19 protein-coding genes are annotated in these 25,892 nt (G+C 57.0%); 9 read left to right on the top strand and 10 right to left on the bottom strand.

From position 1 onward, the window contains the following. Positions 1-138 precede the first annotated feature (138 nt). Both mfd and BKP64_RS03135 read left to right on the top strand, forming a co-directional pair. Entirely contained in the window at positions 139-3,672 is a 3,534-nt protein-coding gene (gene mfd, locus BKP64_RS03140; RefSeq protein ID WP_070965919.1) for a transcription-repair coupling factor, read from the top strand. A gap of 29 nt (positions 3,673-3,701) precedes the next feature. Beyond that, positions 3,702-4,508: a CsiV family protein gene (locus BKP64_RS03135; protein ID WP_070965916.1), complete on the top strand. Its 807-nt coding sequence runs from the start codon at positions 3,702-3,704 to the stop codon at positions 4,506-4,508. Here BKP64_RS03135 and BKP64_RS03130 read toward each other — a convergent pair. From BKP64_RS03130 to BKP64_RS03110, 5 genes are all read right to left on the bottom strand, one after another. After that, entirely contained in the window at positions 4,483-5,271 is a 789-nt protein-coding gene (locus tag BKP64_RS03130; RefSeq protein WP_070965914.1) for an S-methyl-5'-thioinosine phosphorylase, read from the bottom strand. The two genes, BKP64_RS03135 and BKP64_RS03130, sit on opposite strands and share 26 nt — an antisense overlap. Next, positions 5,268-6,467, bottom strand: coding sequence for a mechanosensitive ion channel family protein (locus BKP64_RS03125; RefSeq protein WP_070965911.1), 1,200 nt, complete (start codon positions 6,465-6,467; stop codon positions 5,268-5,270). Before BKP64_RS03125 ends, BKP64_RS03130 begins: the two co-directional genes overlap by 4 nt. A 23-nt stretch (positions 6,468-6,490) precedes the next feature. Further along, on the bottom strand, positions 6,491-6,955 hold the full coding sequence (locus BKP64_RS03120; protein WP_257785942.1) for a L,D-transpeptidase: 465 nt from the start codon (positions 6,953-6,955) through the stop codon (positions 6,491-6,493). Positions 6,956-7,049: 94 nt separating this feature from the next. Beyond that, complete coding sequence (locus BKP64_RS03115) at positions 7,050-7,727, bottom strand: TetR/AcrR family transcriptional regulator (protein ID WP_070965905.1); 678 nt, start codon at positions 7,725-7,727, stop codon at positions 7,050-7,052. Positions 7,728-7,787: 60 nt separating this feature from the next. Further along, complete coding sequence (locus BKP64_RS03110) at positions 7,788-8,627, bottom strand: hypothetical protein (RefSeq protein WP_070965904.1); 840 nt, start codon at positions 8,625-8,627, stop codon at positions 7,788-7,790. Between the two features lie 201 nt (positions 8,628-8,828). Here BKP64_RS03110 and BKP64_RS03105 point away from each other — a divergent pair, with 201 nt between their 5' ends. Beyond that, on the top strand, positions 8,829-9,449 hold the full coding sequence (locus BKP64_RS03105) for a riboflavin synthase (RefSeq protein WP_070973525.1): 621 nt from the start codon (positions 8,829-8,831) through the stop codon (positions 9,447-9,449). Between the two features lie 10 nt (positions 9,450-9,459). On the opposite strand, the gene BKP64_RS03100 is transcribed toward BKP64_RS03105, so the two are convergent. The 4 genes from BKP64_RS03100 to BKP64_RS03085 form a co-directional block, all read right to left on the bottom strand. Next, positions 9,460-10,596 (bottom strand): class I SAM-dependent methyltransferase, encoded by a 1,137-nt coding sequence (locus tag BKP64_RS03100; RefSeq protein WP_070965901.1) that lies wholly within the window; start codon positions 10,594-10,596, stop codon positions 9,460-9,462. Between the two features lie 185 nt (positions 10,597-10,781). Beyond that, positions 10,782-11,834, bottom strand: a complete 1,053-nt coding sequence (locus BKP64_RS03095) for a class I SAM-dependent methyltransferase (protein WP_070965898.1) — start codon at positions 11,832-11,834, stop codon at positions 10,782-10,784. Continuing rightward, positions 11,835-12,521, bottom strand: a complete 687-nt coding sequence (gene can / locus BKP64_RS03090) for a carbonate dehydratase (protein WP_070965895.1) — start codon at positions 12,519-12,521, stop codon at positions 11,835-11,837. Between the two features lie 65 nt (positions 12,522-12,586). After that, complete coding sequence (locus BKP64_RS03085; protein WP_070965892.1) at positions 12,587-17,473, bottom strand: NAD-glutamate dehydrogenase; 4,887 nt, start codon at positions 17,471-17,473, stop codon at positions 12,587-12,589. A gap of 162 nt (positions 17,474-17,635) precedes the next feature. On the opposite strand from BKP64_RS03085, the gene BKP64_RS03080 reads away from it, so the two are divergent. From BKP64_RS03080 to BKP64_RS03055, 6 genes are read left to right on the top strand one after another with little or no spacing between them, the layout of a single operon-like run. Then, positions 17,636-18,598 carry an AAA family ATPase gene (locus BKP64_RS03080; RefSeq protein ID WP_070965889.1) on the top strand — a complete coding sequence of 321 codons (963 nt, stop codon included), beginning with the start codon at positions 17,636-17,638 and terminating at the stop codon, positions 18,596-18,598. A gap of 36 nt (positions 18,599-18,634) precedes the next feature. After that, positions 18,635-19,579, top strand: coding sequence for a DUF58 domain-containing protein (locus BKP64_RS03075; RefSeq protein ID WP_070965886.1), 945 nt, complete (start codon positions 18,635-18,637; stop codon positions 19,577-19,579). Continuing rightward, positions 19,576-20,046 (top strand): DUF4381 domain-containing protein, encoded by a 471-nt coding sequence (locus BKP64_RS03070; RefSeq protein ID WP_070965883.1) that lies wholly within the window; start codon positions 19,576-19,578, stop codon positions 20,044-20,046. Before BKP64_RS03075 ends, BKP64_RS03070 begins: the two co-directional genes overlap by 4 nt. After that, the gene (locus tag BKP64_RS03065) at positions 20,040-21,065 is read left to right on the top strand and encodes a vWA domain-containing protein (protein ID WP_070965880.1); all 1,026 of its coding nucleotides are present in this window, start codon (positions 20,040-20,042) and stop codon (positions 21,063-21,065) included. The genes BKP64_RS03070 and BKP64_RS03065 overlap by 7 nt, the downstream gene beginning before the upstream one ends. Continuing rightward, the gene (locus BKP64_RS03060) at positions 21,058-22,857 is read left to right on the top strand and encodes a VWA domain-containing protein (protein ID WP_070965878.1); all 1,800 of its coding nucleotides are present in this window, start codon (positions 21,058-21,060) and stop codon (positions 22,855-22,857) included. The genes BKP64_RS03065 and BKP64_RS03060 overlap by 8 nt, the downstream gene beginning before the upstream one ends. Next, a complete protein-coding gene (locus BKP64_RS03055) occupies positions 22,851-24,581 on the top strand; it encodes a BatD family protein (protein ID WP_070965876.1) in 1,731 nt (576 codons plus the stop codon). Before BKP64_RS03060 ends, BKP64_RS03055 begins: the two co-directional genes overlap by 7 nt. Positions 24,582-24,614: 33 nt before the next feature. Here BKP64_RS03055 and ccmI read toward each other — a convergent pair whose 3' ends face one another. Further along, a complete protein-coding gene (ccmI, locus tag BKP64_RS03050; protein WP_070965873.1) occupies positions 24,615-25,880 on the bottom strand; it encodes a c-type cytochrome biogenesis protein CcmI in 1,266 nt (421 codons plus the stop codon). Between the last annotated feature and the right edge of the window lie 12 nt (positions 25,881-25,892).

The raw sequence follows: 25,892 nt of genomic DNA, 5'->3' as shown, positions 1-25,892 counted from the left end.
AGTTCGCTTCCGACAATCCCCGTAAAAGCGGCCAAGAGACACTGGTCACAGCAGGCGCCATGACACCGACTCCTTCGAGCGTTAGAATACGCGCCTCGCCGTCTCCCGGTCACCCATAGCAGGAGAGCATGACTGCCCATGAGCCAAGGTGCATCCACACCCCCGTTTTCCCACACGCTGATCGCTCCGGAGTTTCCGGAAAAGCCGGCAGACCACCGCACGTGGGGCCAACTGCATGGCAGCAGCGACGCTCTGGCCATTTGCGAGAGTGCGCGCGCTCACCAGGGGCTGACTCTGGTGATCACTCGCAGCACCAGTGATGCAATTCGCCTGGAACAGGCGATGCGATTTTTCCTGGGGCTGCCGCCGGAAGAGGACGGTGCAGCGATCACCAGCGATGGCCTCGAATTGCTGTCACTGCCGGATTGGGAAACTCTGCCCTACGACCTTTTCTCGCCGCACCAGGACATCACCTCCCGGCGCATTCGCACTCTGCACCGACTGCCTGCCACCAGTCACGGCGTGCTTGTTGTGCCGGCAAGAACCCTGATGCACCGCCTTCCGCCGGTCAATTACCTTCAGGGCAACACCCTTCTGCTTGAAATTGGCCAGTCGCTGGACATAAATTCCTGGCGCATGCAGCTTGAGTCGGCTGGTTACCGGCATTCAGAGAACGTCTATGAACACGGCGAATACGCAGTCCGCGGTGCAATCCTCGACATATTTCCAATGGGCTCCAACCTGCCCTACCGCATTGACCTGTTCGACAATGAAATTGAAACCTTGCGTACTTTTGACCCGGAGACACAGCGTTCGATCGACCGGATCGAGCGCATCGAACTGTTGCCGGCCTATGAATTCCCGTGGCACAAGGAGGCTCGCTCCGGGTTTCGCAGTCGATGGTTTGAACAGTTCCCGAATGCTGACAAGGATATCCCCATCTACCAGGATGTTACCCACAGCATCACACCGCCGGGGATCGAATATTATCTGCCGTTGTTCTTCGATGAAACGGCAACCCTTTTTGACTACCTGCCCGGGGCCACTCATGTATTCACAGCCGCAGGTCTCAACGATGCTGTCAGCCTCTTCGATACTGAAACGCGAACCCGCTATGAAGACAGGCGCCATGATCGCCTGCGGCCCATCCTGCCTCCCACCAGGCTATTTCTTCAGCAGGATGAACTGTTCCGACACCTGAAAGCCTTTCCCAGGGTAACCATCACAAACGAGACGGCGAGTGGAGCAGGTGCGGAAAACTGCCCGACTGACAGCCTTCCGGACATCGCCATGGATGGCCGGGCAGCAGACCCGGCCACCCGGCTGAAGCGTTTTCTTGACGAATTCAGTGGCCGGGTGCTGATCTGCGCAGAGTCCTCAGGCCGCAGAGAAGCCCTGATCGAAAACCTTGGCAATCATCAGCTCAAACCACAGCCCCGCGAGAACTGGCAGGTGTTCCTTGAGGACAAACAGTGCCCACTCGGTATTACCATCGCACCGATGGAGCAAGGGTTAGTGCTCAGAGATCGGCAGGTGGCGCTGATCACCGAAACAGCTCTGTTTGGCCAGCGCGTGCTGCAGCGCCGACGCAGGGAAAAGCCAACTGAAACGGACGATGCTGGCTACCGGGACTTGTCTGAGCTTCGGATTGGTGCGCCTGTGGTGCACATCGATCACGGCGTAGGCCGTTACCGGGGGCTGGAAACCATTACCCTCGATGGCGAGTCCAACGAGTTCCTCATGCTTGAGTATGCCGGGGGGTCAAAGCTCTACGTTCCGGTTTCCAGCCTGCACCTGATTTCCCGGTATGCAGGAAACGATGCCGAACACGCGCCGCTGCACAAGCTAGGCACTGAGCGCTGGAGCAACGCGAAACAAAAAGCACTGGAAAAGATTCGCGACACTGCTGCCGAGCTTCTTGATGTCTATGCGAGGCGGGAAGCCCGAAAAGGTTACAGTTTTGATGATCCGAAAGAGGCCTATCGTGCCTTTGCCGCTGGATTTCCATTCGAAGAAACGCCGGACCAGGAAGTGGCAATTCAGTCGGTTATTGAGGACATGACCAGTGAGCGCCCAATGGACCGACTGGTATGCGGCGACGTGGGCTTCGGTAAAACCGAGGTCGCCATGCGCGCAGCTTTCATAGCGACATACTCCGGTAAACAGGTGGCCGTGCTGGTACCCACAACTCTGCTTGCCCAGCAACACTATGAATCCTTCCGGGACCGGTTCTCCGATACCGCCGTCAATGTCGAGTTGCTCAGCCGTTTCCGCAGCACCGCCCAGACCCGTAAGGCAATGGAAGCGATCGAAGACGGCAGGGCCGATATTGTGATCGGAACTCACAAACTTCTTCAGGGCGATATCAGATTCAAGAACCTGGGCCTTGTCATCATCGATGAGGAACACCGCTTCGGTGTCCAGCAGAAGGAGAAGCTGAAAGCCTTGCGGGCGGAAGTGGACATGCTGACCCTGACGGCGACCCCGATTCCACGAACCCTGAACATGGCTATGGGCCACCTGCGGGATCTCTCCATCATTGCGACACCGCCGGCTCGCCGGCTATCGGTAAAGACGTTCGTCCGCCAGCGGGATGATGCCATGGTTAAAGAAGCCATCCTCCGGGAAATTCTGCGAGGTGGCCAGGTGTACTTCCTGCACAATGATGTCGCCACCATCGAAAAAACCGCTGAAGACCTGCGTCGCCTTATCCCTGAGGCCCGTGTTGGCGTCGCTCACGGGCAGATGCGCGAGCGGGAACTGGAACAGATAATGTCGGACTTTTACCACAAGCGCTTCAACGTGCTGGTGTGTTCGACCATCATCGAAACCGGGATCGACATCCCCAGCGCCAACACCATCATCATTGAGCGCGCAGACAAGTTTGGGTTGGCCCAACTTCATCAACTCCGCGGCCGGGTCGGGCGTTCGCATCACCAGGCGTACGCCTACCTGCTGACCCCTCCCCCAAAATCCATCACCACGGATGCGAAAAAGCGGCTGGATGCGATCTCCGAGTCACAGGACTTGGGAGCAGGCTTTATGCTCGCCTCCCACGACCTGGAAATCCGCGGCGCAGGTGAACTGCTCGGCGAAGAGCAGAGTGGTCAAATCGAGAGCATTGGCTTCACGCTTTATATGCAACTCCTCGACGAAGCGGTGAAAGCCATTCGCGAGGGGCGGACTCCGAACGCAGACCTGCCCCTGAGCCACGGCACCGAAATGAACCTGCGAATCCCGGCCCTTATTCCGGAGGATTACCTGCCCGATGTCCATAATCGCCTCATGCTTTACAAACGCATCGCCAGCGTACAGAGCAAAGAAGCGTTAAAAGAACTTCAGGTTGAGATGATTGATCGCTTCGGTTTATTGCCTGAACCGGCAAAAAATCTGGTCCACCAAACCGAGCTTCGCCTGCAAGCAGAGGCGCTGGGCATTGTAAAGGTAGATGCTGGCAAGGAATGGGCACGACTGGAGTTTGGCAGCTCGACTCCCGTTGACCCACTGGTCCTGGTTAAGAAAGTGCAATCCGCGCCAGACCAATACCGCCTTGAGGGCGCGAGCACCTTTCGTTTTCGGCTGAAGGACACGTCTACCAGTGGTAAACTCAACGGCGTTTCCGGAATGCTTGGCGAACTGGCACCTGCGCAAACGGCTGCGACCGCCTCATGAAAGCCCGAACCACACGTGGAGTAATACCCTTGCAGATTTATGGTAATCGTTGGTGCCGGCATACGGCACGCCTACTGGTATCAGCCCTGCTGCTGGCATTGTCACTGGCGGGCCACGCACAACAAGCGGACATGTCCGCCAAAGACGTTCCCGATGATTACTACCGGGCGGAGTTCATCATTCTGGAACGGATCATCAGCCCTGAATCGGTCAACGAGCAGATGTCGGACCGCACCGTTGAGCCAACACCGGCAGCCGAAAAGGTACTGTGGTCGGTCGGGCAAGACGGCGCAACGGAAAGCACACTGGAGCTGGTGCCGGATAATGAGATGCATCTTGATTCTGCGGCCCAGAGACTGGAACGCAGCGGTCGCTATCGGGTGTTGGTAAGCGCTGGCTGGTACGAAGCGTTTCCTCCCGACTACAAAGGGGAACCACTCAAGGTCGCCGTCGGAGACTGGCTTGACGATGCAGGAACACGCGAAATCGAGGGAACCATCACCATCGACCGCCAGCGGTATCTGCACGTGGGCGTTCACCTGAACCACTGGCGACCTTCAGACAACACTGAAATCCCGGAGCCATCAGCGCGGCCAGCGAATCAGGCCGTGGACATTCAACCAGCCGACACGGATGCCGTTGCCACACCGGAAGCCATTGACATGGGCGACATGGCCACTGGCATGGAAATGACCGAGGCAGTGCCAGCAGCCCCCCTGCAACTCCTCACCTGGATTCGCGAGACTCGGCGGATGCGAAGCGAGGAGATTCACTTCCTCGACTCCCCGACGATCGGCGTGCTTATTTTCTTCAAGAAGATTGAGGCAGCGGAGTAAGCTTCCCAAGCCCGGCCATCGAAACTGTTAGTATGCCTCTAACCCCGGACATACCCTTTTCGATGGCCTCTTCAATTTCCGCCATGGTAATGATGTGCTCGGATTTCCCGGCCGCCCAATTCACTACCAATCCCAGGCAGACATAGCGCATTCCCAGCTCGGCAGCCAGGACAGCTTCCGGCATCCCCGTCATTCCGACCAGATCACAGCCATCCCGCTCCATGCGGCGGATTTCCGCCGCAGTCTCAAGCCGCGGTCCCTGGGTTGCGCCGTAAACTCCGAAATCCGAGAAAGGTGCTCCCACATCCCGCGCGGCCTCCGCAAGAATCTGACGGGCACCGGCATCATAGGGCCAGGTAAAATCGATATGCGTGACCTCGTTCAGATCGTCTTCAAAAAAGGTGCTGGGGCGCCCCCAGGTATAATCGATAAGCTGATCCGGAATAACAACGTGAGCGGGCCCCATATCATGATGTATGCCCCCGACGGCATTCACTCCAACCACAGTTCGCACGCCGGCATCGTAGAGCGCCCGGATATTGGCCCGATAGTTCACCTGATGGGGAGGAATGCGATGAGGGTTCCCGTGGCGGGAGAGGAAGATAACGCTCTGGTCGCCAAGCCGCCCTTCAACCAACGCCGACGAAGGCACACCCCAGGAGGTTTCCACCAGTTGTTCGCCAATGATTTCCAGACCAGGCAGGGTCGTAAGTCCGGTGCCGCCGATAATACCGACGGGGTGTGTCTCCGAGGGAATGGTCACTCTGCGTCTCCGGCCCGGGTTGTTTGTTCAGATACCGGCAACCGACTGGCCCCGGCCTGAGAACTGTAGCCTTGCCGCTCCCCGGTTTGATCCGGCGCCCGCAAGCCGTCGGCCAGATGCAAAGTGCGGGTCGGGAACGCCACTTCAGCACCATGCCCTTCAATGATCTCGCTGATTTTCAAGAGCACATCCTGCTTCACCTCATGGAAGCGGACCCACTGGGTCGTTCTGGTGAAGGTGTAGACCATAATGTCCAATGACGACGAATTGAACGCGAGGAAGTTCACGATCAGCGTTTCATCACTGTCAATTTCCTCGTGACTCTCCAGCATGGCCCGGATATCCGAGACAATCGTAGCCATCTGGCTGACATCGGCATACCGTATTCCTATGGTCTCGGAAATACGCCGGTTGGTCATGCGGGACGGGTTCTCTACGGCAATTGTCGTGAACGCCGCATTCGGCACATAGAGCGGCCGTTTATCAAAGGTCCTGAGCGTGGTCAGGCGCCAGCCAATATGCTCAACGGTTCCTTCGATGTTCCTGTCCGGAGACCGGACCCAGTCTCCGACCTTGAACGGCCGGTCCAGATGGATAATAAAGCCACCAAAGAAGTTTGCCAGCAGATCCTTGGCCGCGAAACCAACAGCAATACCGCCGACACCACCAAAGGCCAGAACCCCGGAAATACTATAACCGAGTGACTGCATGGCGATCAGCACAGCGGTAATAATCACCACAGCACGGGAGAGCTTGCTCACCGCATTGACCGTGGTGTAATCCATCGGCTTTTCCATCTTCAGCGGCGAGACGAGGATTTTCTCACCTTCTTTGATGGCTCGCAGCACCGTCCACACAAAGATCCAGATAAAGCCGATCTGCAAGACGGTGTCGTTGGCCTTGAAAACCTCGGCTTTCGAGAAGTGGTGGGCCACCTCAGCGGCCCAATAAACCCCCTGCAACCAAACGAAAGCCACCAAGGGTTTGCGCGCCGCGTGGAGGACTGCGTCGTCCCAGAGATTTTGGGTGTTGCTGAATTTCCGCTCAAGGGTCCCGATAATATGGCTGGCGATATAGGCGACTGTTGCCGTCCCAAATACCAGCGCAAACACAACGATACCAGCACGCCAGCCCTGGGACAGCAGGCCAAAACCTTCAATCCAGCCGTTCAGCATGGAAACCGCGTCTCCGATCATCGAATCCCTCTGAGCACTCTCGTTTAATGAATAAAAACCGCAGTTCCGGGGTCAACCCGTTCAAACAGGTCAATAACATCGGCATTGCGCATACGGACACAGCCATGGGATTTGGGGATGCCCATGGGTTCGGTGTCCGGCGTGCCGTGAATGTATATGAAGCGACGGAAAGTATCGACCCCGGGGCCACGGTTTTTGCCGGACTCAAGACCACAAAGCCAAAGGATACGGCTAAGAATCCAGTCCCTGCCGGGATTCTGCTCACCGAGGTCGCGGCTGTAGATTTCACCGGTCGGTCGCCGGCCCCTGAGGACCGTACAGGACGGCAGCCCTTTACCGATCATGGCCCGGATATAATGCTCTCCGCGAGGTGTACAGCCGCTGCTGTCCTTCTCTCCAGCTCCGTTGAGGGCCGTGGAAACAGAATAGCGAGCGATGACTTCGCCGGACGCGCCAAGGAGGGTTAGCGTCTGTCGATGCAGGTTTATGTCAATTCGTGGGACAGAAATGGGTTCGTGACTCAAACCGGTCAAACTCCCTTCGGGCAAGTGCCAGAGGGAAGCCTAACCGAGACCGCTGAACTCAGGCAACCGAGGTTTTGCCGCCAGCGGAGGGAACCAGCATGGTGTCTTCGGCCTGCATGCCTGCAGCCAGGAAGGGGACGAGTCGAGCGGCAATTTCCTGGACTGTTGTCTCGACGCCCAATTTGTTCTGGAGAATATCTCTCAGAGCATCGCTGCTGGACATGGTGAACGCAGTTGCACCGAGCATAAACTGGATGCGCCAGTACCTGTCCACCGCCGATAACTGGGGCGTCGCCTCTTTCAGCAAGCGCATGAACCGGCTGAAAGGCTGACCATACTCCTGCTCCAGAAACTTTCTGAGGTGACCCTGTGACTGGGTGTAGGCCAACCCAAGAAGGCGCATAAAGATGGATATGCCCTGCTCATTGCGCTGCGGCATCCGGACAGCGCTCTCAGTCAGGGCCCATAGCGTCTGATTCAGCGTGGCAGGCTCGCCGTTGCACTGCTCCTCCAGCTCATCAAACGCTTTTTCGAGCGTGGCGGAAAACGGTGTGAGAAAGCGCGCGAACACAGCATGAATGAGCGCGTTCTTTGAACCAAAATGATAATTGACAGCGGCCAGATTTACTTTAGCCTTACTGGTGATCATTCTGAGTGAAGTTTCGGAAAACCCCCGGTCAGCAAACAACTCTTCAGCTGCATCAAGAATCCGGTCAACGGTATCAGACTGTGCCATTTTATTATCAGTGCCTCTAGCAAACGTCTGTTTGAAACATACGTTTGAAGCGCCATCTTGTCAAGCTCTGGCCTCAGGCTCCGCTACAGCTTCTTGCCAGCCCCGGTCAATCGCCTCCTGGTTTCCCTCAAAAAAGGCTCTCTGCACCCGGCCATAAGCCTTCTCGGCCTCAAGAAGGTAGATCAGATACAGACGTACATGTTCGCGACGGGCCAAACGACGAGGCAACACGCGGTGTTCAGACAACCTGAGCAGATCGCTGAAACGAGGGTGTTTCAGGATCGGGTTGAACTCCGCCATGCGCGCACACTGCCAGACCAGCCCATCGTCACCCTCAAGGTGCGCCGCATGGCGGCGCGCATCGCGCATCATACCGTGACGTTTGATGATGACCTCAAAGTACGAGGGTTTTGAACTGTATATGCGCCTTATAGACGGCACACCAAGCAGCAGAATAACAACGAACGCACCGAACCCCGCTCCCGCAATCCAGGCCGGTACGAACCCGCTCAGTCCACTCAGAAAAACCACAGCGGCAATCAGTGCGCTGAATACCCAGAGATCCCGGCTACGTCGCGCCAGGGCAAGGGTATAGTTATCCGGCCAGTCATTCATTGCCAGTAACTCGAAGTCCATCAACAGTACCCGGTCACACTGGCGCAGCATCAATCTCAACTTGTGCTGTCTCGACCTGGCGAGCGCCTGTTCAATCGCTGTTTCGGGCAGTTCACTGGCCCTGGATTCCCCGGAGTCTGCTTCGCCGTCTTCCTCCTCTCGAGCCAGCTCAGGCAATGCCTGCGGGGTTTCCGTTGGCACAGGATCTGCTGCCCGGCCCGGTCGTAAGACGGCTCCCTCGGCGGTTTCTGAGGCGGACTGGAGAGTCCTCTGATTTTCAGCCATGCTCAATTGTCCAGTAAAAGCATTATCTTGGCGCTTAGGGTGCGTACCTTAAAGGGTATCGACCGTTTAACCCTGTTCTTGAGTTATCCTCCGGCAACTGGCCTGCCCGCCATCAGCAACCTTGGCAATGACGCAGCTGCTCGTTATCCTTTGCCCTCCTGCCGGCCCGGCAAACGCGCATTCACCCAAAGAGGTCTGGTTATGTTCACAGGTATAGTTCAAGGCATTGCATCGGTCGATGACGTCAGCGCGTCCCCCGGGCTGAGCACCCTGGTAATCCGCTTTCCGAACGATAAGGTGGAGGGCATCACTATCGGCGCATCGGTAGCCATCAACGGGGCCTGCCTCACCGTCACCCGTCAGGAAAACAATGCTCTATATTTTGACGCCATGCAGGAAACCTTGCGGCTAACCACTCTGGGCAACCTGAAACCAGGGGATGAGGTCAACTTTGAGCGGGCTGCAAGAATCGGCGATGAAATTGGTGGGCACCTCCTCTCCGGCCATATTCACACTGCCGCCAGGATTGTTGATATCCAACGCCCGGAGAATAACGTAACCCTCTGGTTTGAAGTGCCGAAGGAGTGGACGCGGTATATTTTCCCGAAGGGCTACATTGCCATCAATGGCGCAAGCCTGACTATCGGAGAAGTAACGGGCAACAGGTTCAACGTACACCTTATACCGGAGACCCTGCGGGCAACCATTTTTGGCAAGGCCAGAGAAGGAGACCTGGTCAACATCGAAATCGACAGCCAGACGCAGACCATAGTCGATACCCTCGCGCGGCTTGGCTACGACCGGCCAACTCCGGCACTGTAATCGAACCAGGCTAGTTCAAGCCGGCCTCAAAAATGACAAACTTGGGGCTGGCATCCAGCTGACGGACCTGAGGAAAAAACCTGTGCAGGCTACGGTGATACCCCAGGTGACGGTTGCCGACCACCAGTAACCGGCCCAACGGCGCCAGGTGCCTTGAGGCCTGATCAAATAGTCGGAGGGCGATGTGATCCCCGACCGCACCACCTTCATGGAATGGCGGATTCAGGAAAATCCGCTCAAATCGAGATGATGTCCCGGGAATCCCGTCGACATGTTCAAAGACCGGCCGGACATTGGGGAGCGCCACGGAGACATTGTGTCGCGCGCTCGCGACTGCCTGGCTGGAGACGTCACTGAAAGTCAGGGCCAGGTCCGATCGCAGAAGAAGCGCACTCAGTCCAACCACACCGTTACCACAAGCCAGGTCAAGAACATTCGCTTCCGGGGCTAGCCCGGAAACGGCTTCCCGAATGTGGGGAAGCAGTAAACGGGTACCTATATCCAGTTTCTCACGGGCAAAGACAGCGGGCAGGCCCTCGACACTGAGCCCCGTCCCCTCAAGGACATAACCTTTCCACGCTCCCTGCCAAGCCGTCAGGCCAACCTCACCACGCCGGCAGATTATCACCCTCGCCTTTTTCTTGGCCGGGCATACGTCTTCGGTATGCACTGACTGGGCGAAGATGTCCACGCTTCGGTCAGGGAGGTGCTTGATCATACCTCCGGCGATAACCACCCCATCGTTAACAAGAACATCGTTGATCCAGTGCAACAGCCAGGCGAGATAATCACTCTGCCTCGGGATTCTAAGGACAACGGCATCAAAAGGGCCTTCTGGAGGGTTCAGCCAACTGTGGACGAATGAACAAACAGACGCGCGCGGATTGGTGCGAGCATTGTAAGCCAGAGCATCCCGGAACACCGCGCTGTCAGCCACGACCAACGGATCCAATGCCTGCAAGCCCAGGGTGAGTGCCCCGAATTGGTCGTCAACCACCAAGACCCGGGGGTTTTCAATTCCGTCCAGGCGCCGAAAGGCGGCATCCACCAACAGTTCATCCGCCGCATCCCAGGCCCTCAGGGATGTGGCGCCGGGCCGGGACAAGGTCAGCTGGCCATCGGGAACATCAAACACGGCAGTTGTCATTTCAGGTATCCAGCAGGAAATACTTTACGAAACCGCCATTTTAGGCTGATTACTCTAGAAATTAACCCTAAATTAGGAGTTGTTCACATCAAATCCCTTTTCCGGTTGGCTCCGTTTTTTTGGACGCGAACCTTTTGCCCCTCACCCCAGGGGCTTTTTTCGTTGAGGGGGCCGGAAAAGCCCATCTAACGCCGTACCGCCCGATAGACGCAAAACCGACGGTCTTCGTACAATCGTTCGACAGGCCCGATAAAGCGCTTAATCAAAGTTTCGTAGGGCAGAAAACTGTTAGCAACGAGGCGTAGCTCGCCCCGCGATTCAAGGTGACGGGAGACATCCCTCAGGAAATTCTCGGTCATGGAGATATCGGTTTTAACGCCACTGTGAAAGGGCGGATTGGTAACGATAGCCGGCCAGCTCCCTTCAATTTCGGCCAGGCCATCCGAGGCGATTATCGTTCCAGCGGCTGCCGCTCGCTCGTAAGTCGCACGGGCACAGATCACGGCCTGCGACTGCACGTCCACACCGTCGACAGTGGCATGCCCACCTTCTCGCTCACGCTGCCAGGATTGAAGCCAGGCACCAATCACCCCGGCTCCGCAGGCAAAATCCAGCACGCGGTCGGCCTTGAGCGGCGTCTGAACGAAAGTTTCCAGCAAGGCCTCCGTACCGCCATCAAGCTCGCCCTGACTGAAAATTCCAGGCAATCCGGCCACATCCACGGACACCCCGGCGCACTCAATCCTGTGCCACCCCATCCACGCCTCAAGATCAAACGAAGTGAGGGGCTCGATTCCGGTTGCCCTCCAAACCTGACAATGGCGGGCGCTGTCGATTTTGGTGGCCTCCGGCGCGATCGCCTTAAACTGCTTCACCGCACCGGCAATGCCTTCCTTTTTCTCGCCCAAGAGAATCAGAGTCGCTTCGGGAGCGGATAGCCAGCGGGCGAGTGCAAGCCTCAAATCCAGTTCCGCCCGGGCTTTCGGCAGAAATACCACCACCGTGTCAAACCCGGCAGGTTTCAGGCCGGGGTCGTCGTAGCCAAAGCACACCTGCCAGCTGGCATAATCCGACATTGCGTGAGCATGACCGGCATGCTCGCTCATAACCATGCCGCCCGACGGCAGTTCCGCAAGCAGGGATGAAGAACTTGCCCCCAGAAGAGCAAGCCTCCCAGTCAGTAGATGACTATTTCGGAGCAGGGCTTCATGGGAGTTGGGTAATACGTAACGCTGCATTTAACACTGCAGCTTCTTTTGGCGCCCCGAACGAACCGGGCGCAGAACCAGCTCATCCACACTGTTCTGCTTGACCAGTTCGCGCTCCTCCTCGGTGGATATGGACAACCCCATATCCCGCAAAATGCCATCGCCAAGGTCATAAACGAAACCATGTACGGTCAGTGGCTGACCACGTTTCCAGGCTTCCTGAACAATGCTGTTCTGACACACATGACCAACCTGCTCCACAACGTTCAGTTCGCAAAGACGGTCGATTCGGTCCTGCTCATTCGGGATCTCGTCCAGTACAGACTTGTGCCTGTCACGAACATCCTGAACGTGGCGCAACCAGTTACTGATCAGACCGAAACCTTCATTCAGTAATGCCGCGCGGACGCCGCCACAGCCGTAATGGCCAACCACAAGAACGTGCTTGACCTTGAGCACCTCGACCGCAAACTGCAGCACCGACAGGCAGTTGAAGTCTGTATGCACCACAACATTTGCCACGTTCCGGTGGACGAACAGCTCACCGGGCAGCAGATCCACTATCTGGTTTGCCGGTACACGGCTATCGGCACAGCCGATCCAGAGATATTCCGGAGCCTGCTGGTTCGATAACCGGTCGAAAAACTTCGGGTCCGCAGCCTTGATGCCATTGGCCCAAGCCCGATTTTTTTCCAGAAGACGGTCTAGCTGACCCATGAAAACACTCCCATCAATAATTCCGAGCCACGAATTGAACGGTAATCATTGTGATAAAGCAATACTCAGTTTGTCTGAACGTCTGCTTCAGCCTGTGGTGAGTGCATGGTGCTCTGTGCCAGATCCAACAACTCCCGGAGGGCAACCGAAAACATCGCATACTCGGGCTCACGCACACCTTTGAGCTCCGCGAGCATCGACTTCCAGCGGCCAATCATGGGCCCGTAATGCTGAAGCCATTTTTCCACACATACCGGCACATCTTCCGGCTTCTCAGCCAGCTTTAGCACACCCGTGGTCAATGCTCGCTGCTGCCAATCCAGATCCTCACGGAAGCTTTCGCGGGCCAGGGCCTGCCAATGGGAAACCGGAGTCAGCGACGCTATGGCGGCGGCGAACCAGTTCAGATCAAGTTTGTCCCCCAGCTCATAATACAGATTAGCCACGGTCTTCAGCGGCATTCCGGAGGCCTCCTGCGCTTCAATGATGCCAAGCGATGAATAGAGGTAATCGGTACCAGACAGCACCGAGGCCAACTCTTTCGGGAGCCCTGCCTCTTCCAGCGCTACGTGGCGACGCTCCCAGGACAGGCGCGCCTGCTCACCCAGATAGTCCGGCAGACCAGCGGTTATGGCCCAGACGCTATCCGCGAATCGCTCCATATGATTCTGAATACTGAGTTCCGCACGACGGTTACGCAGGAGCCAACGAACCGCGCGGCGCATCAGGCGCATGAGATCCTGCATCAGCTCCATCTGGAGTTTTGCCGGAATATGAAAATCCAGGCTTTCGATCTTGTCCCACCAGTTATCAATCCTGAATACGTCCCGGGCAATGATCCATGCCAGGGCGATGGAAGCCGCATCCGCACCTGTAGACTGACTCAGCCGCTCCACAAAGGTAATCCCCATGTGATTGACCATGTCATTGGCAATCTGGGTCGCAATGATTTCCCGCCGCAACTGGTGCTCGCCCAATTCGCCGGAAAACTTCAGCGTCAGTTCCCTCGGGAAGACCTTGTACATTTCACCCGCCAGCAACGGCTCATCCGGAAGTGTGCTGGCAATCAGGGTTTGTTTGAGATCACCCTTCACGTAGGAGATCAATACGGACAGCTCCGGCCGTGTCAGGCCTTTTTTGTTCAGCTTGCGCTCGGTCAGGGTTTCATCATCCGGCAGAAACTCCAGCGTGCGATTGAGCTTACCCTCGCTCTCCATGGTGTTCATCAGCCGCCGGTACTCCTCCAGCCGGGTTGCCGCATCGGCGCTGGCAATACTAATGGCCTGGGTCTGGCGATAATTATTTTTCAACACCAGAGCCGCCACATCGTCCGTCATCTCCTCCAGCATGACGTTTCGCTGCTTCCCGGTCAGGTCACCCAGGGCAACTGCCCGGTTGAGAAGAATTTTCATGTTCACTTCGTGGTCCGAGCAGTCGACGCCCCCGGAGTTGTCAATAAAGTCAGTATTCAGGCGACCGCCCTTGAGGGCAAACTCAATCCGGCCCAGTTGGGTAAGACCGAGATTGCCGCCCTCACCGACTACCTTGCACCTCATCTCGGATCCGTTGATCCGGAGACCATCGTTGGCCTTGTCACCGACATCGGCGTGCGACTCACTGGCGGATTTCACATAGGTGCCGATTCCACCAACCCAGAGCAGGTCAACCTCGGCCCTGAGAATGTGAGAAATCAGCATGTTGGGAGGAACCCTGTCGGACTTGATGCCGAGCAGTTTCTTCATTTCCGGACTGACCGGAATGGATTTGGCATTACGACTGAACACGCCACCGCCCTTTGAGATGAGCTTGGTGTCGTAATCGGTCCAGGCAGAACGCGGCAACTGGAAAAGGCGGTGGCGTTCCTTGAAGCTCCTCTCGGGGTCCGGAGCCGGATCCACAAAAATGTGAATGTGGTTGAACGCCGCAACAAGCCTGGTTTTTTCTGAGCACAGCATGCCATTTCCGAAGACATCGCCGCCCATATCGCCTATGCCAATGGCGGTAAACTCGTCAAGTGCGGGATTAATACTCATTTCGCGGAAGTGGCGCTCGACAGAAACCCAGGCTCCCCTGGCAGTGATCCCCATTTTTTTGTGATCGTAGCCGTTACTGCCACCAGACGCGAAGGCATCTCCCATCCAGAAACCGTATTCAGCGGCGAGGCCGTTCGCGATATCCGAGAAAGTTGCGGTGCCCTTATCCGCAGCCACAACCAGGTAATGGTCATCTGCATCGTGACGTATCACACGCTCCGGAGGCTGGATGCCCCCGTCCACGAGATTGTCCGTGATGTCCAGCAGCCCCCTGATAAACGTCTTATAGGCTGCGATACCCTCTGCCTGGAACGCCTCCCGGTCTGACGGGTCGGGCAAACGCTTGGCCACAAAGCCACCCTTGGCGCCGACGGGCACAATGACCGCGTTCTTGACCTGTTGCGCCTTCACCAGCCCCAGTATCTCTGTCCGGTAATCCTCGAACCGGTCCGACCAACGCAGGCCACCACGGGCCACCTTGCCTCCCCGCAGATGCACACCCTCGACGCGTGGCGAGTAGACAAAGATTTCAAACATGGGCAACGGCAAAGGCATGTCGGAAATCCTGGCCGGATCAAATTTGACGCTGATGTATGGCTTGTTGCCACCCTGATCATCCGGCTGGTAGTAGTTGGTCCGCAAGGTCGCCTGCATAAGTTCAAGGAAAAGTCGCAGGACCCTGTCCTCACTGAGGTTTTCCACTTCATCCAGGCCGGCATTAAACTCGATCTCAAGTTTTTGCTGGGCGGCCTTGCTCTTGCCCTCGCTCTGGTACCGCTCAGGATTGAACCGCACTTCAAAGTAATCAAGTAACACCCGGGTCAGCTCAACATGATTAACCAGTGTGTTTGAAATAAACGTCTGACTGTTTGAAAACCGTATCTGACGCATGTACCTGGCAAACGTGCGCAGCAGGGCAATCTCACGCCAGCTCATGTAGGAGGACAGCAGCAGCCGGTTAAACGCGTCATTTTCCGCATCACCGTGCCAGACCCGCCGGAACAAATCTTCAAAGATCGGGCGAATGCGATGGATATCCACAATCTGACCAGCGTGCGCCTGCAGCGTAAAATCGTGAATCCAGACCGTTTTGCTATGCCGGTCAAGCACTTCAAACGGATGTTCGCCAATTACCCGAAAGCCAAGGTTATCGAAAATCGGCATCACATCGGACAAGGGCAAAGGCTGATCAGGGTAGAACAACTTGAAATGAAGCGTATTCTCATCTTCCTCAAGCGCCCGGTAAAAGCTCATTGCCAGATCATCTTGGTTGGCAGCGGCGGCAATATGTTCGAGGTCTATAGCCGCGCGGCGGGGGGAAAACATGTCCGTGTAACTGGGGGGAAAACCGCCGGCCCAAAGCCGGTAAAGTTCATTCCCCTGCTCCTCGCCATAAGCCTCACTGAGGGAATCATAAAGTCCGTCACGCCATGACTGAGCCAGTTCAATAACCTTGTCCCGAATTTCTGCAATGGGCAACTGACGGTTTTCAACCTGCGCCAACCGAATGGTGAACTGGACCCGAGCCAGCACCGACTCGGAAAAATGTGTTACAAATTCAATGTCTTCCGCATCCAGAGCATCCAGAAGGACCTGCTCGGTCTTCAGGCGCAACTCCGTGTTATAGATATCCCTCGGAAAGAAAGCGAGGCAGGTTACAAATTGTCCGTAAACATCCTCTCGTATAAACAGCTCGATCCGTCGACGCTCCTGGATATAGAGAATGCTCTTGGCAACCTTGAGCAATTCGCCGGACTCAATCTGGAACAGCTCGTCGCGGGGGTATAGTGTCAGGATCTGCTCCAGCTCTTTCCCTGCGTAATCATCCCTGAGAAATCCGGACCGCTTCATAACGGTCTGGAACTTGCGGCGGAGCATGGGGATTTCGTCAGGGCGCTCGTTATAAACCCTTGCGGTGTAGAGCCCGAGGAACCGGCGCTCGCCCACAACCTCACCCTTGCTGTCGAACTTCTTGACCGCTATGTAATCGGGGTAAGCTGGACGGTGCACACGGGAGCGCTGAGCCGATTTGGCGAAAATGAAGATATCGTCGGTTCGGGTCATCTCATGACGGGTGCGCTGGGGTAACTCATTGAGTCGGACCCGGTCCGAACGCTCATTGTTAACGCGCAGGATTCCCAGTTCCGAGTTTTCTACCCGACGTACCACCATGCCACTCTTGTCAGTGGCGAAATCGTATTCGTCGTAGCCAAGGAAGGTAAAATGGTCGTCCACCAGCCAATGCAGGAAAGCCCTCGCCTCTTCTTTCTCGTCAGCCGTAATACCTGCTGTGGTCGTATCCAGTTCAGCCAGAGCTTCCTTGACTTTTTCCTTCACGACCGGAAAGTCGGAAACAGCAATGCGCACTTCGTGCAATACTGTCTGAAGGGCTTCTTCCAGCTCCTTGAGGTCTTCCGGAGAGCTATGACGGTCGATCTCCAGCACAATAAAAGCTTCATGGGAGGCTGCAGCGCTGGCTTTCTTGGTTGAGTGCAGTTTCTTGAGCTTGCCATCCTTGTCGCGCTCGACACGAAGGATGGAATGCTGGATGGAGTGGGTGCCGATCTCCCGCTGATTGATCGCGATACGAAGAGAGTCAATCAGAAAGGGGATATTCGGGTGCAGGATAAAAATAACCGTATGCGTAGACTGCCAGCCATCACTTTCCAGATCCGGATTGAATACCGACACGGGGGTCTCGTCCGCACTGCGCTTCTGCAGGAACTGCCAAGCAGCGAGCACCGCTCCGTAGGTATCCGAGAATCGTCGACTTACAAGCTCTTCAAGAGGAATGTGGGCATAATGTTGTTTGGCAAATTCGCTGATTTTCTTTGCTTCGGTCTTTGCGATTTTCTGTTCAAAAGCGTCAGCCAACTGCTCAAAAAACTGATCCTTGCTGGCCACTGTCAGCGCATTCATGGTCGACCTCGGTTAGTGTGAAATAAACGTAATCGTCGTATCGTCACATAAGCATAGTCAAACCCTTGATTTTTGCCGGTCAGACGCCAAAACTTCGGCAACTACTTAGTCGCGATACACGTACTTCTGATGAACCCAAGAGAATGGGAGCAGTCACTTTCAATGTCGTTACAGCATACGTTCGGTGAACTCAGATCACAGTTGGCAAAAAGGATAATCGGGCAAGAGAAGTTGGTAGACCGACTACTCATTGCTTTGCTGGCAGATGGCCACCTTCTTGTCGAGGGGGCTCCGGGCCTCGCCAAAACAACCGCAATCAAAGCCCTCGCTGATCATCTTGAAGGCGACTTCCATCGCATTCAGTTCACTCCCGACCTACTGCCGTCCGATGTCACTGGCAGCGAAATCTACCGCGCCGAAACCGGCAGTTTCGAGTTTCAACGTGGTCCCATCTTTCATAACCTGGTGCTGGCGGATGAAATTAACCGGGCACCGGCCAAAGTCCAGTCCGCCTTGCTGGAAGCTATGGGCGAGCGACAGGTCAGTGTTGGCATGCGGACATTCCCGCTGGACCAGCTATTCATGGTCATGGCTACCCAGAACCCGATCGAACAGGAAGGCACCTACCCTCTGCCCGAAGCGCAGCTTGATCGCTTCCTGATGCACGTGGTTATTGACTACCCTTCCGCGGACGCCGAAAAAGCCATATTGCACCTTGCCCGCAATGACTATCGCCAGGGGCAGCCAACGGCCACTGCGCGCCTGACAGCCGATCAGGTGTTCGAGGCGCGCGGTGAAGTCGCCGACATCTATATGGCCGAGCCGGTTGAGCACTATATGCTGGCACTGGTGCTGGCAACCCGGGACGCTGCCAGTCTCGACCCGGAGCTGGCTCGCTGGACCGCCTTTGGCGCAAGTCCGCGAGGCACCATTGCCCTCGACCGCTGTGCGAGGGCAATGGCATGGCTGAACGGGCAGGACTATGTCACGCCGGATGACGTGAGAGCCATGGCCTTTGATGTGCTCCGTCACCGCATTCTGCTGACCTTCGAAGCTGAAGCTGAGGGAGTCACCGCAGACAAGGTTATTCAACGCCTGATCGACCGGGTGCCGGTCACCGCCTGATACTGTTAACCAAGTCAGGAAACCGAAAAAGCCTCTATGGCAATCAACGAAGCTCTCACACATATTCGTCTTCCGGGCCTGATTCGCCTGCAGGCGGACGCCCGCGCCCTGAAACTGCCATCCGCCCGACCGGTCAAGACCCGGCAGGCCGGACTACAACGTTCGCCGCAAAGGGGTCGTGGAATGGCGTTCGCGGAAGTTCGCCAATACCAGCCCGGGGATGACATCCGGAGCATCGACTGGCGCGTAACCGCCCGGCGCCAGGGGCCCCATACCAAGATTTACGAGGAAGAACGGGAGCGCCCGGTCTTGCTGCTCTGCGACCTCGGCCCGACGCTGTTCTTTGCGAGTACCGGTGCCTACAAACAGGTTCGCTGTGCACAAGTGGCAGCATTGCTTGCCTGGCTGGCTCTATGGGCCGGGGACCAGGTCGGTGGCATTGTCTTCAATGGCAGAGAGCTGAGCGTTCAGCGCCCGGCACGGCGCAAGAAATCAGTACTTCGTTTACTGGATACCCTGGCGGAATATCAGCAACAACCCGGAATGGAACCTGCGGCAGCGGACTCCGCCATGGCCGGCATCCCTCTGGACAAAGCCCTCGCTGAGGCCCGGCGGGTTGCCCATACCGGCAGTCGGATTTTTGTGATCAGCGATTTCCTGAATATCTCGGACGAAACCCGGACTCTCCTGGGCGCACTCGCCCGACATAACTCGGTGAGCGCGCTAAGAATTGTTGACCCCTTGGAACTGGAGCTGCCGCACAATGGCCGATATGCAATTGCTGGCCCTGACGGTCCCGTGTGGTTTGACGCCTCCAACACCCGGTTCCAGGAAGCCTGGCACAGAAAGGTTGAGATCCATGAAGCTCGGCTTGAGGAATGCTTTCGAACCTCCGGAGTAGCGGCGGCAACCATTGCCACCGGCGATGACCCTGCCCTGGTACTGAAAGCCTTGCTGGGCCCCGGAGGGCGTATCGGATGAATCCACAGGATCCGCTCAGCCAACTCAGAGACATCCACCTGCCGCAGTCCGGGGGTTTCTGGCCGCCCGCACCCGGCTGGTGGGTTCTGGCCCTCGTGCTGCTCCTCCTGCTAGCCGTGACCGCCTGGCTGGTCCGGCGCCAACGCCGAAAGAGTCTCTGGAAACGCCTGGCAAAAGCGGAGCTGGTCAACCTGGAACGCCGTGCAGAGCGGACCGGCCAATGGTTCTCACAGCTCAACACCCTGCTCAAACGCGCTGCGCGGGAAGGCTATCCAGACCTTCATCCGGAAACCCTGTCGGGAGAGGCCTGGATCGAGTTCCTTCTGAACTACACGCCCAGTGACCGCGAGGCGTCCCGCCCGGTCGTTGAAGCCATCGTGTACAGCGCCTGGCAGCCAACTGTGACGGCAGATCCAAAGCAGGCTCTGGAGTTTGCCCATCGATGGCTGGGAGGTCAGAAATGCTGAGTCTGGCCTATCCCTGGCTGTTGTTACTTGTGCTCGTGCCGCTGCTACTGCAGTGGCGGCGCCCTACGGGGCAATCGGTCGATGCCCCGGTTCTTCCAGTCGGCCACTGGCTATCCGATTTACCGGGAGTCAGCCGTCGGGGAAACGCTGCGCCCTTGTGGCAGAAACTCGTATTGTTCGTTATCTGGGCTCTGCTGGTTGTTGCCCTTGCCCGCCCCCAGCATGTAGGCGAACAGGTTCAGCTTCCTGTCTCTGGCCGCGACCTGATGCTGCTGGTGGACATTTCACCCAGTATGGATGAGCAGGACATGATCATTCAGGGCCGCAGTATCAACCGGCTTCAGGCGGTCAAGGTGGTGCTGGACGAATTCATTAACCGCCGCAAGGGAGATCGTCTTGGTCTGATTCTGTTCGGTACCCAGCCGTATGTTCAGGCACCGCTGACCTTCGACCTGAAAACCGTACAAACCCTGTTGCAGGAATCGGGTCTGGGCATGGCCGGTCGGGCGACCGCCATCGGCGACGCGGTTGGCTTATCCGTCAAGCGCCTGCGAGACCGCCCACAGGAACAACGGGTTGTCATACTGCTGACGGATGGGGCCAACACGGCGGGAGAAATTACGCCGGATAAGGCGGCCGAGATTGCGAAGGCGGCTGGCGTGCGAATTTACACCATCGGCATTGGCGCAGAATCCATCGTACAAAACGGATTTCTGGGCTCACGCCGGATAAACCCCTCCCGGGATTTGGATGAAGGTCTGCTGACCAGAATCGCCCAACAGACAGGTGGTCGATACTTCAGAGCCCGCAGCTTGCCTGAGCTGGAGATAATCTATGAGAGTATTAACCAACTGGAGCCAATTGAAATCGAAGGCAAATTTTATCGCCCCGTGACCGAACTCTATGCCTGGCCCACCGGAGTGGCTGCATTTCTGTGGCTGATGCTTCTACTGATCCGACAGTTGAAGACCCGGCAGATTGCCCACACCTCAAGCGAAGGGAGCGGCGCGCATGACTGATTTCCATTTCCTTCGCCCGTTTTGGCTTTTGCTGATCCTGGCCTTGCCCGTCGTTTATTTAACGTTGCGACATCTCCGCCATGGCGACAGCGGGTGGTCACGCTTGATACCGGACAGCCTGCTTGAACCCGTTATCCGGCGCCATGGCCAGGCCGGCCAGAAACGGGGTTCACCGGTTTGGCCCGTGTCGGTCGCCATTGTATTGTTGACCATCGCTCTTGCCGGACCGGCCTGGCGGGAAGCTCCGACACCACTGGAGCAGCCGGCCGACAGCCTGGTGATTGCCCTGGACCTTTCCCTGTCCATGCTCGCGACGGATATGGATCCAGACCGGCTAACCCTCGCCAAACGCAAGATCCGAGACATTCTCAAGCTCCGCGAAGGCAGCCTCAATGGTCTGATTGCCTACGCCGCGGATGCCCATGTCGTCACTCCTCTTACCGACGACCGAAAAACCATCGAGGGCATGCTTGGCGTACTGGACCCGGTCATCATGCCCGCACCAGGCAATCGCGCCGATCTGGCCGTCGCCAGCGCCAAGGCCTTGCTCGAGCAGGGCGCACCGGGAACAGGAAAAATCCTGCTCATGACCGACGAGGTGTCCGAACGCTATCGCGCCGCCATTCAGGACACGCTCGAAGGAACGGGCATCACCCTCAGCACGCTGGTGGTGGGAACCCGCGAGGGTGGCCCCATACCCCTGGCCAAACGGGGATTTATCCGCGAAAACGGAGACATTGTGATTGCCCGGGCCGATCCCGAAAGTCTCGACACCATCGCCAGACAAAATGGCGGAGAAAGTCACTCCCTAACACTGGATAACGCCGACATCCAGTCTCTGGACCTCGCGCCTTCCGACAGCGATGAATGGCAGGAAACCGAGGGCGGACTCACCATCAACCGCTGGCAGGATGACGGTTACTGGCTTCTCTGGCTGGCATTACCGCTCCTGCTTGTAGGCTGGAGACGGGGCGCGTTTGCCGTTATGGCCCTGACCTTCCTGCCCCTGTTTCCGCAACCTGCCGTGGCGTTGGACTGGGGCGCTCTATGGCAAAGAGAGGATCAGCGCGGACCGGAACTCATTAAGCAGAACCCGGATCTTGCGGCGGAGCTCCTGAAACAGCCCGAATGGAGAGGATCCGCACTTTACAAGTCGGGCGAGTTTCAGGATGCGGCTGAAGCCTATGCAAAAATGGAAGGGGCGCAGGCCGATTACAACCGGGGCAACGCCCTGGCCAGGGCCGGTAAACTGCAAGAAGCAATCCAGGCCTACGACGATGCTCTGGAGCAATCGCCCACTCTGGAAGACGCGCAATATAACCGGAGCCTGGTGGAGCAACTGCTCAAACAGCAACAAAAGCAGGATTCGTCACAACAACAAAACTCCGACAATCAACAGAACAGCGAGCAGCGAAACGAGTCGGACCAGTCGTCCGATAACCAGAATCAACAGCAAGGACAGAACAGCCCGTCGGAATCGGGCGAAAACAAAGACTCAGGACAGCAGTCCCAGCCCTCGTCCAATGGCGAGCAGGACCAGGACGACAGCGCCCGGAATCAGCAGGCAGATCAGCAGCGGGACTCCGCCAAAGACGATGAGGCATCAGCCAAGACTGCGCCGGAAAGCGTGACCGAGTCACCTGCCCGGATCTCTGAGACGCCTCTTACCCAGGGTCAGGAACAATGGCTGCGCCGAATCCCGGACGACCCCGGCGGCCTGCTTAAACGCAAATTCCTGCAGCAATACCAGCAACGTCAGACACCATCCGATGAGGGCGATACACCATGGTAAAACAGCTCCTTTCCCCTTTGGTCCTGCTGCTGATGCTGATGAGCTTTGCAAACATGGCTCTGGCTGAAGAGCTCAAAGTCGAGCCGGACCGGACACAACTCTATGAAGGTGAAGTTCTGACTCTCACAGTAACCGGCACCATGAAGCTGGACATCAATTTGAGCAACCTGTTCAATTTTGATCTCTCAAATCTGCCAGCTCCGGACATTGAAAACGTGGAACCGGATTTTGAGATCCTGGCGCGAAATCAGCGGTACAGCATTCGCACCGTTGACAGCGAAATGATGGGCGAGATCACATGGACCTATCAGCTGGCACCGAAAAAGACCGGCAAACTGACCATTCCCCCGCTCACCTTCCGGGACGCCACATCCAAACCCGTTACCATTGAGGTGGTAAGGGGAAACCCACCAGGCCTCGGCAAGGCAACCCGGGACAGTTTTATTGAGCTGGCTGCAGACAAAGCCGAGGTCTATGTACAGGAACAACTGATACTCACGGTTCGCCTGTTCTTTAGTGGCAACCTTATTCGCGGCGAGCTTTCCGAACCACAGCACCCGAACGCGATCATTGAGCCTCTGGGCAAACAGCAGGAGTTTTCACGATACCGGGACGGTGTCCGTTATCGAGTGGTTGAGCGTCGATATGCCGTGTTTCCGCAAAAGCCCGGCAACCTCGCGCTACCGGCGATCCGCTTTGAGGGGCAAGCCCGTGACGCGAACGGCAAACTGATATTCCTCAGAGACAGCGAGCAGCTCTTCGACGTTCCAGTCAACGATGTGCCTGCTGAGTTCACCGGAAACACCTGGCTACCCGCCACCAGATTGTCAATCGATGAGAGTGGCCTACCTCCGAGCATGCAGGTTGAAACCGGCGAGAACCTGTCCCGAAAACTGATCCTCAGCGCCGCTGGCCTGCCCTCGGAAGCTTTGCCTCCCCTGCCCGACGACACACCCAAGGGGTTGCGCAGTTATCCGGAACAGCCCGAGCGCTCTACGCAGGTCACATCCGATGGCCTGAACTCAACGCTTAGCCAGACCACCGCGCTGGTCCCGGTTAAGCCGGGCGATATGACCCTACCGGAAATACGCATCCCCTGGTGGAATACGAAGACCGACAGCCAAGAGATTGCGGTCATTCCGGCGAGGTCTTTGCAGGTCAGTGGCCTGACAACACCCGATACGGAAGAGACTGCCCAGGCCAGCGCACCCCTCGCTCGCCCCGAAACCAATACCCGCGAACCCGATTCACCCATCGTCGAGAGCAGCAGCGCCACGTGGCAATGGCTGGCTCTGGCTGTAACAGCATTGTGGCTGTTTACCCTGGCAGGATGGTGGTGGACACGAAGAAAACCGGGCAGAGCCACACCGACTGATGACCTCTCTGGAAACGCCCGGGAAAAGGACGTATTCGAAAAGCTGATTTACGCGGCACGGGAAGGTTCGCCCTCAACGTCGGGTCTGCTGACGCAATGGATGAACCAACGGTTTCCCGGGCATCAGTTCCTCAGTGCCAACGATGCTCTGGATTTTTGCGGGGATCCGGAGCTGGAGGCCGAACTCGGAAAACTTCAGCAACGCCTGTTTTCATCTTCGGCGGGCCGAGATCAGGCCTGGGATGGCCGGGCGCTTGCAAAGGCGCTTCAGAGAATCCGGCGCCAGGAAACGGCAAAGCCCTCTGAACCGGGGCTTCCTCCGCTTTATCCGGGCAACCTTTCAGCGTGAACAACCGCGGGGCTTGCAGACCTTACTGCAGGCCTAGTCGGTGAGTTGCTGATCAATCACCAGTTCTACCGGGTCGCCGGGGTCGGCAGAGACAGCAAGAGGTGTGTCGAGACTGCCCTGCCAGTCGCCCGCCTGAGCCATGGCGCTGCCGGATCGACTAAGCCGGGCAGTAACCACCACCTCTTTCGCAGCGGAAATCTTTGCTTGCGGCGACATGGATTTACTGTCATCCAGACGCACGTCCACAGGCAGGTCTCCGGCCGTCATCCGTGCAATCGCCAAGGGTGGCCCACCAGCACCGCCGACCTGCCTTGCGAAAACAAACAATATCGTATCAGCCGGCACCTGACTGGCGAATGCGTCCGCCAACGTCACCCGGACCATGACACCCGGCCCGGAAGCCGCTGCAACGGCCTTCTCGGGAGGCTCTTCACCCAAACGACGATAGGCCTCTTCAACCCCCCCACGGATAGAGGCAATTTGAGGGTGATCCGGCGCAACCTCCCCTATTCGTTCCCAATAACGAATGGCCTCGCGATAGTCCTGCTGACTAAAGGCGTGAATACCGAGAAGGCCAAGCGCATTTACTTCATCCGGGTTCAGTGACCGGGCAGCCTCTATTGCAGCAGTCACTTCCTCGGTCATGACACCCTGACTGCGGAAAAACAGCGCCTGGGCGGCCAGCCCCAGTGCTACCGCGCGGGCACCGGTGTCCTCCGACACGCTATCCGCAAGACGCTGAAAAGCCAGAGCGGCGTCTTGATAACGCTCAAGGCGCATGTAGGTCTGGCCGAGCATGGCCCAGCCATCCGGATTATCGGGACTGGATTCAAGCTTCTCCCGAAGTTGAGCCGTAAGCTCGTTCATCTGGGCGATACGGGCAGTGTCCGTATCGCCCATCTTTTGCATGGTGATGAACTGTTCCACTTTGTCCATCGCCCCCCATTCCTGATAAAGGAAGTAAGTGGAGGCTGGCAGCAACAGGATCGATAAGAGCCCGATAACCAGTGCACTCCTCCGCCCGGCGCTGGTCCGTTCTGGCTGTGCCTGTTCCGGCACATCGTCCAGCATGGAGCCGGCAAGTTCTTCCTTTAACTGGCGGTAGTTTTCTTCATCAAGAATGCCCGCCTCATACTCCCGGTCTAGTTCCTCCATTCGGCCCCGGTAAGCCATCAGGTTCTGGTTTCTCAGGTTGGCACGCCCCCTTCCCGAAGACTGTTGAAAGAATAACGGGTACAGGACAAAAGCCAGGGCAATAATGATAAGTACCGTTGCGGCAATCCAGAATGTTTCTGTCATGAAGATATCGTC

It is taken from the genome of Marinobacter salinus, assembly GCF_001854125.1.
Lineage (GTDB): Bacteria > Pseudomonadota > Gammaproteobacteria > Pseudomonadales > Oleiphilaceae > Marinobacter > Marinobacter salinus.
The sequence above is the reverse complement of the archived record's forward strand: the minus strand, read 5'-3'. Positions and strand labels throughout refer to the sequence as shown.

Bases quoted from the DNA above. Each gene is read 5' to 3' on its own strand.
- mfd (WP_070965919.1), top strand. From the start codon at position 139: ATGAGCCAAGGTGCATCCACACCCCCGTTTTCCCACACGCTGATCGCT.
- BKP64_RS03125 (WP_070965911.1), bottom strand. From the start codon at position 6,467: ATGATCGGAGACGCGGTTTCCATGCTGAACGGCTGGATTGAAGGTTTT.
- BKP64_RS03115 (WP_070965905.1), bottom strand. From the start codon at position 7,727: ATGGCACAGTCTGATACCGTTGACCGGATTCTTGATGCAGCTGAAGAG.
- BKP64_RS03110 (WP_070965904.1), bottom strand. From the start codon at position 8,627: ATGGCTGAAAATCAGAGGACTCTCCAGTCCGCCTCAGAAACCGCCGAG.
- BKP64_RS03105 (WP_070973525.1), top strand. From the start codon at position 8,829: ATGTTCACAGGTATAGTTCAAGGCATTGCATCGGTCGATGACGTCAGC.
- BKP64_RS03100 (WP_070965901.1), bottom strand. From the start codon at position 10,596: ATGACAACTGCCGTGTTTGATGTTCCCGATGGCCAGCTGACCTTGTCC.
- BKP64_RS03095 (WP_070965898.1), bottom strand. From the start codon at position 11,834: ATGCAGCGTTACGTATTACCCAACTCCCATGAAGCCCTGCTCCGAAAT.
- can (WP_070965895.1), bottom strand. From the start codon at position 12,521: ATGGGTCAGCTAGACCGTCTTCTGGAAAAAAATCGGGCTTGGGCCAAT.
- BKP64_RS03085 (WP_070965892.1), bottom strand. From the start codon at position 17,473: ATGAATGCGCTGACAGTGGCCAGCAAGGATCAGTTTTTTGAGCAGTTG.
- BKP64_RS03080 (WP_070965889.1), top strand. From the start codon at position 17,636: ATGTCGTTACAGCATACGTTCGGTGAACTCAGATCACAGTTGGCAAAA.
- BKP64_RS03075 (WP_070965886.1), top strand. From the start codon at position 18,635: ATGGCAATCAACGAAGCTCTCACACATATTCGTCTTCCGGGCCTGATT.
- BKP64_RS03070 (WP_070965883.1), top strand. From the start codon at position 19,576: ATGAATCCACAGGATCCGCTCAGCCAACTCAGAGACATCCACCTGCCG.
- BKP64_RS03065 (WP_070965880.1), top strand. From the start codon at position 20,040: ATGCTGAGTCTGGCCTATCCCTGGCTGTTGTTACTTGTGCTCGTGCCG.
- BKP64_RS03060 (WP_070965878.1), top strand. From the start codon at position 21,058: ATGACTGATTTCCATTTCCTTCGCCCGTTTTGGCTTTTGCTGATCCTG.
- BKP64_RS03055 (WP_070965876.1), top strand. From the start codon at position 22,851: ATGGTAAAACAGCTCCTTTCCCCTTTGGTCCTGCTGCTGATGCTGATG.
- ccmI (WP_070965873.1), bottom strand. From the start codon at position 25,880: ATGACAGAAACATTCTGGATTGCCGCAACGGTACTTATCATTATTGCC.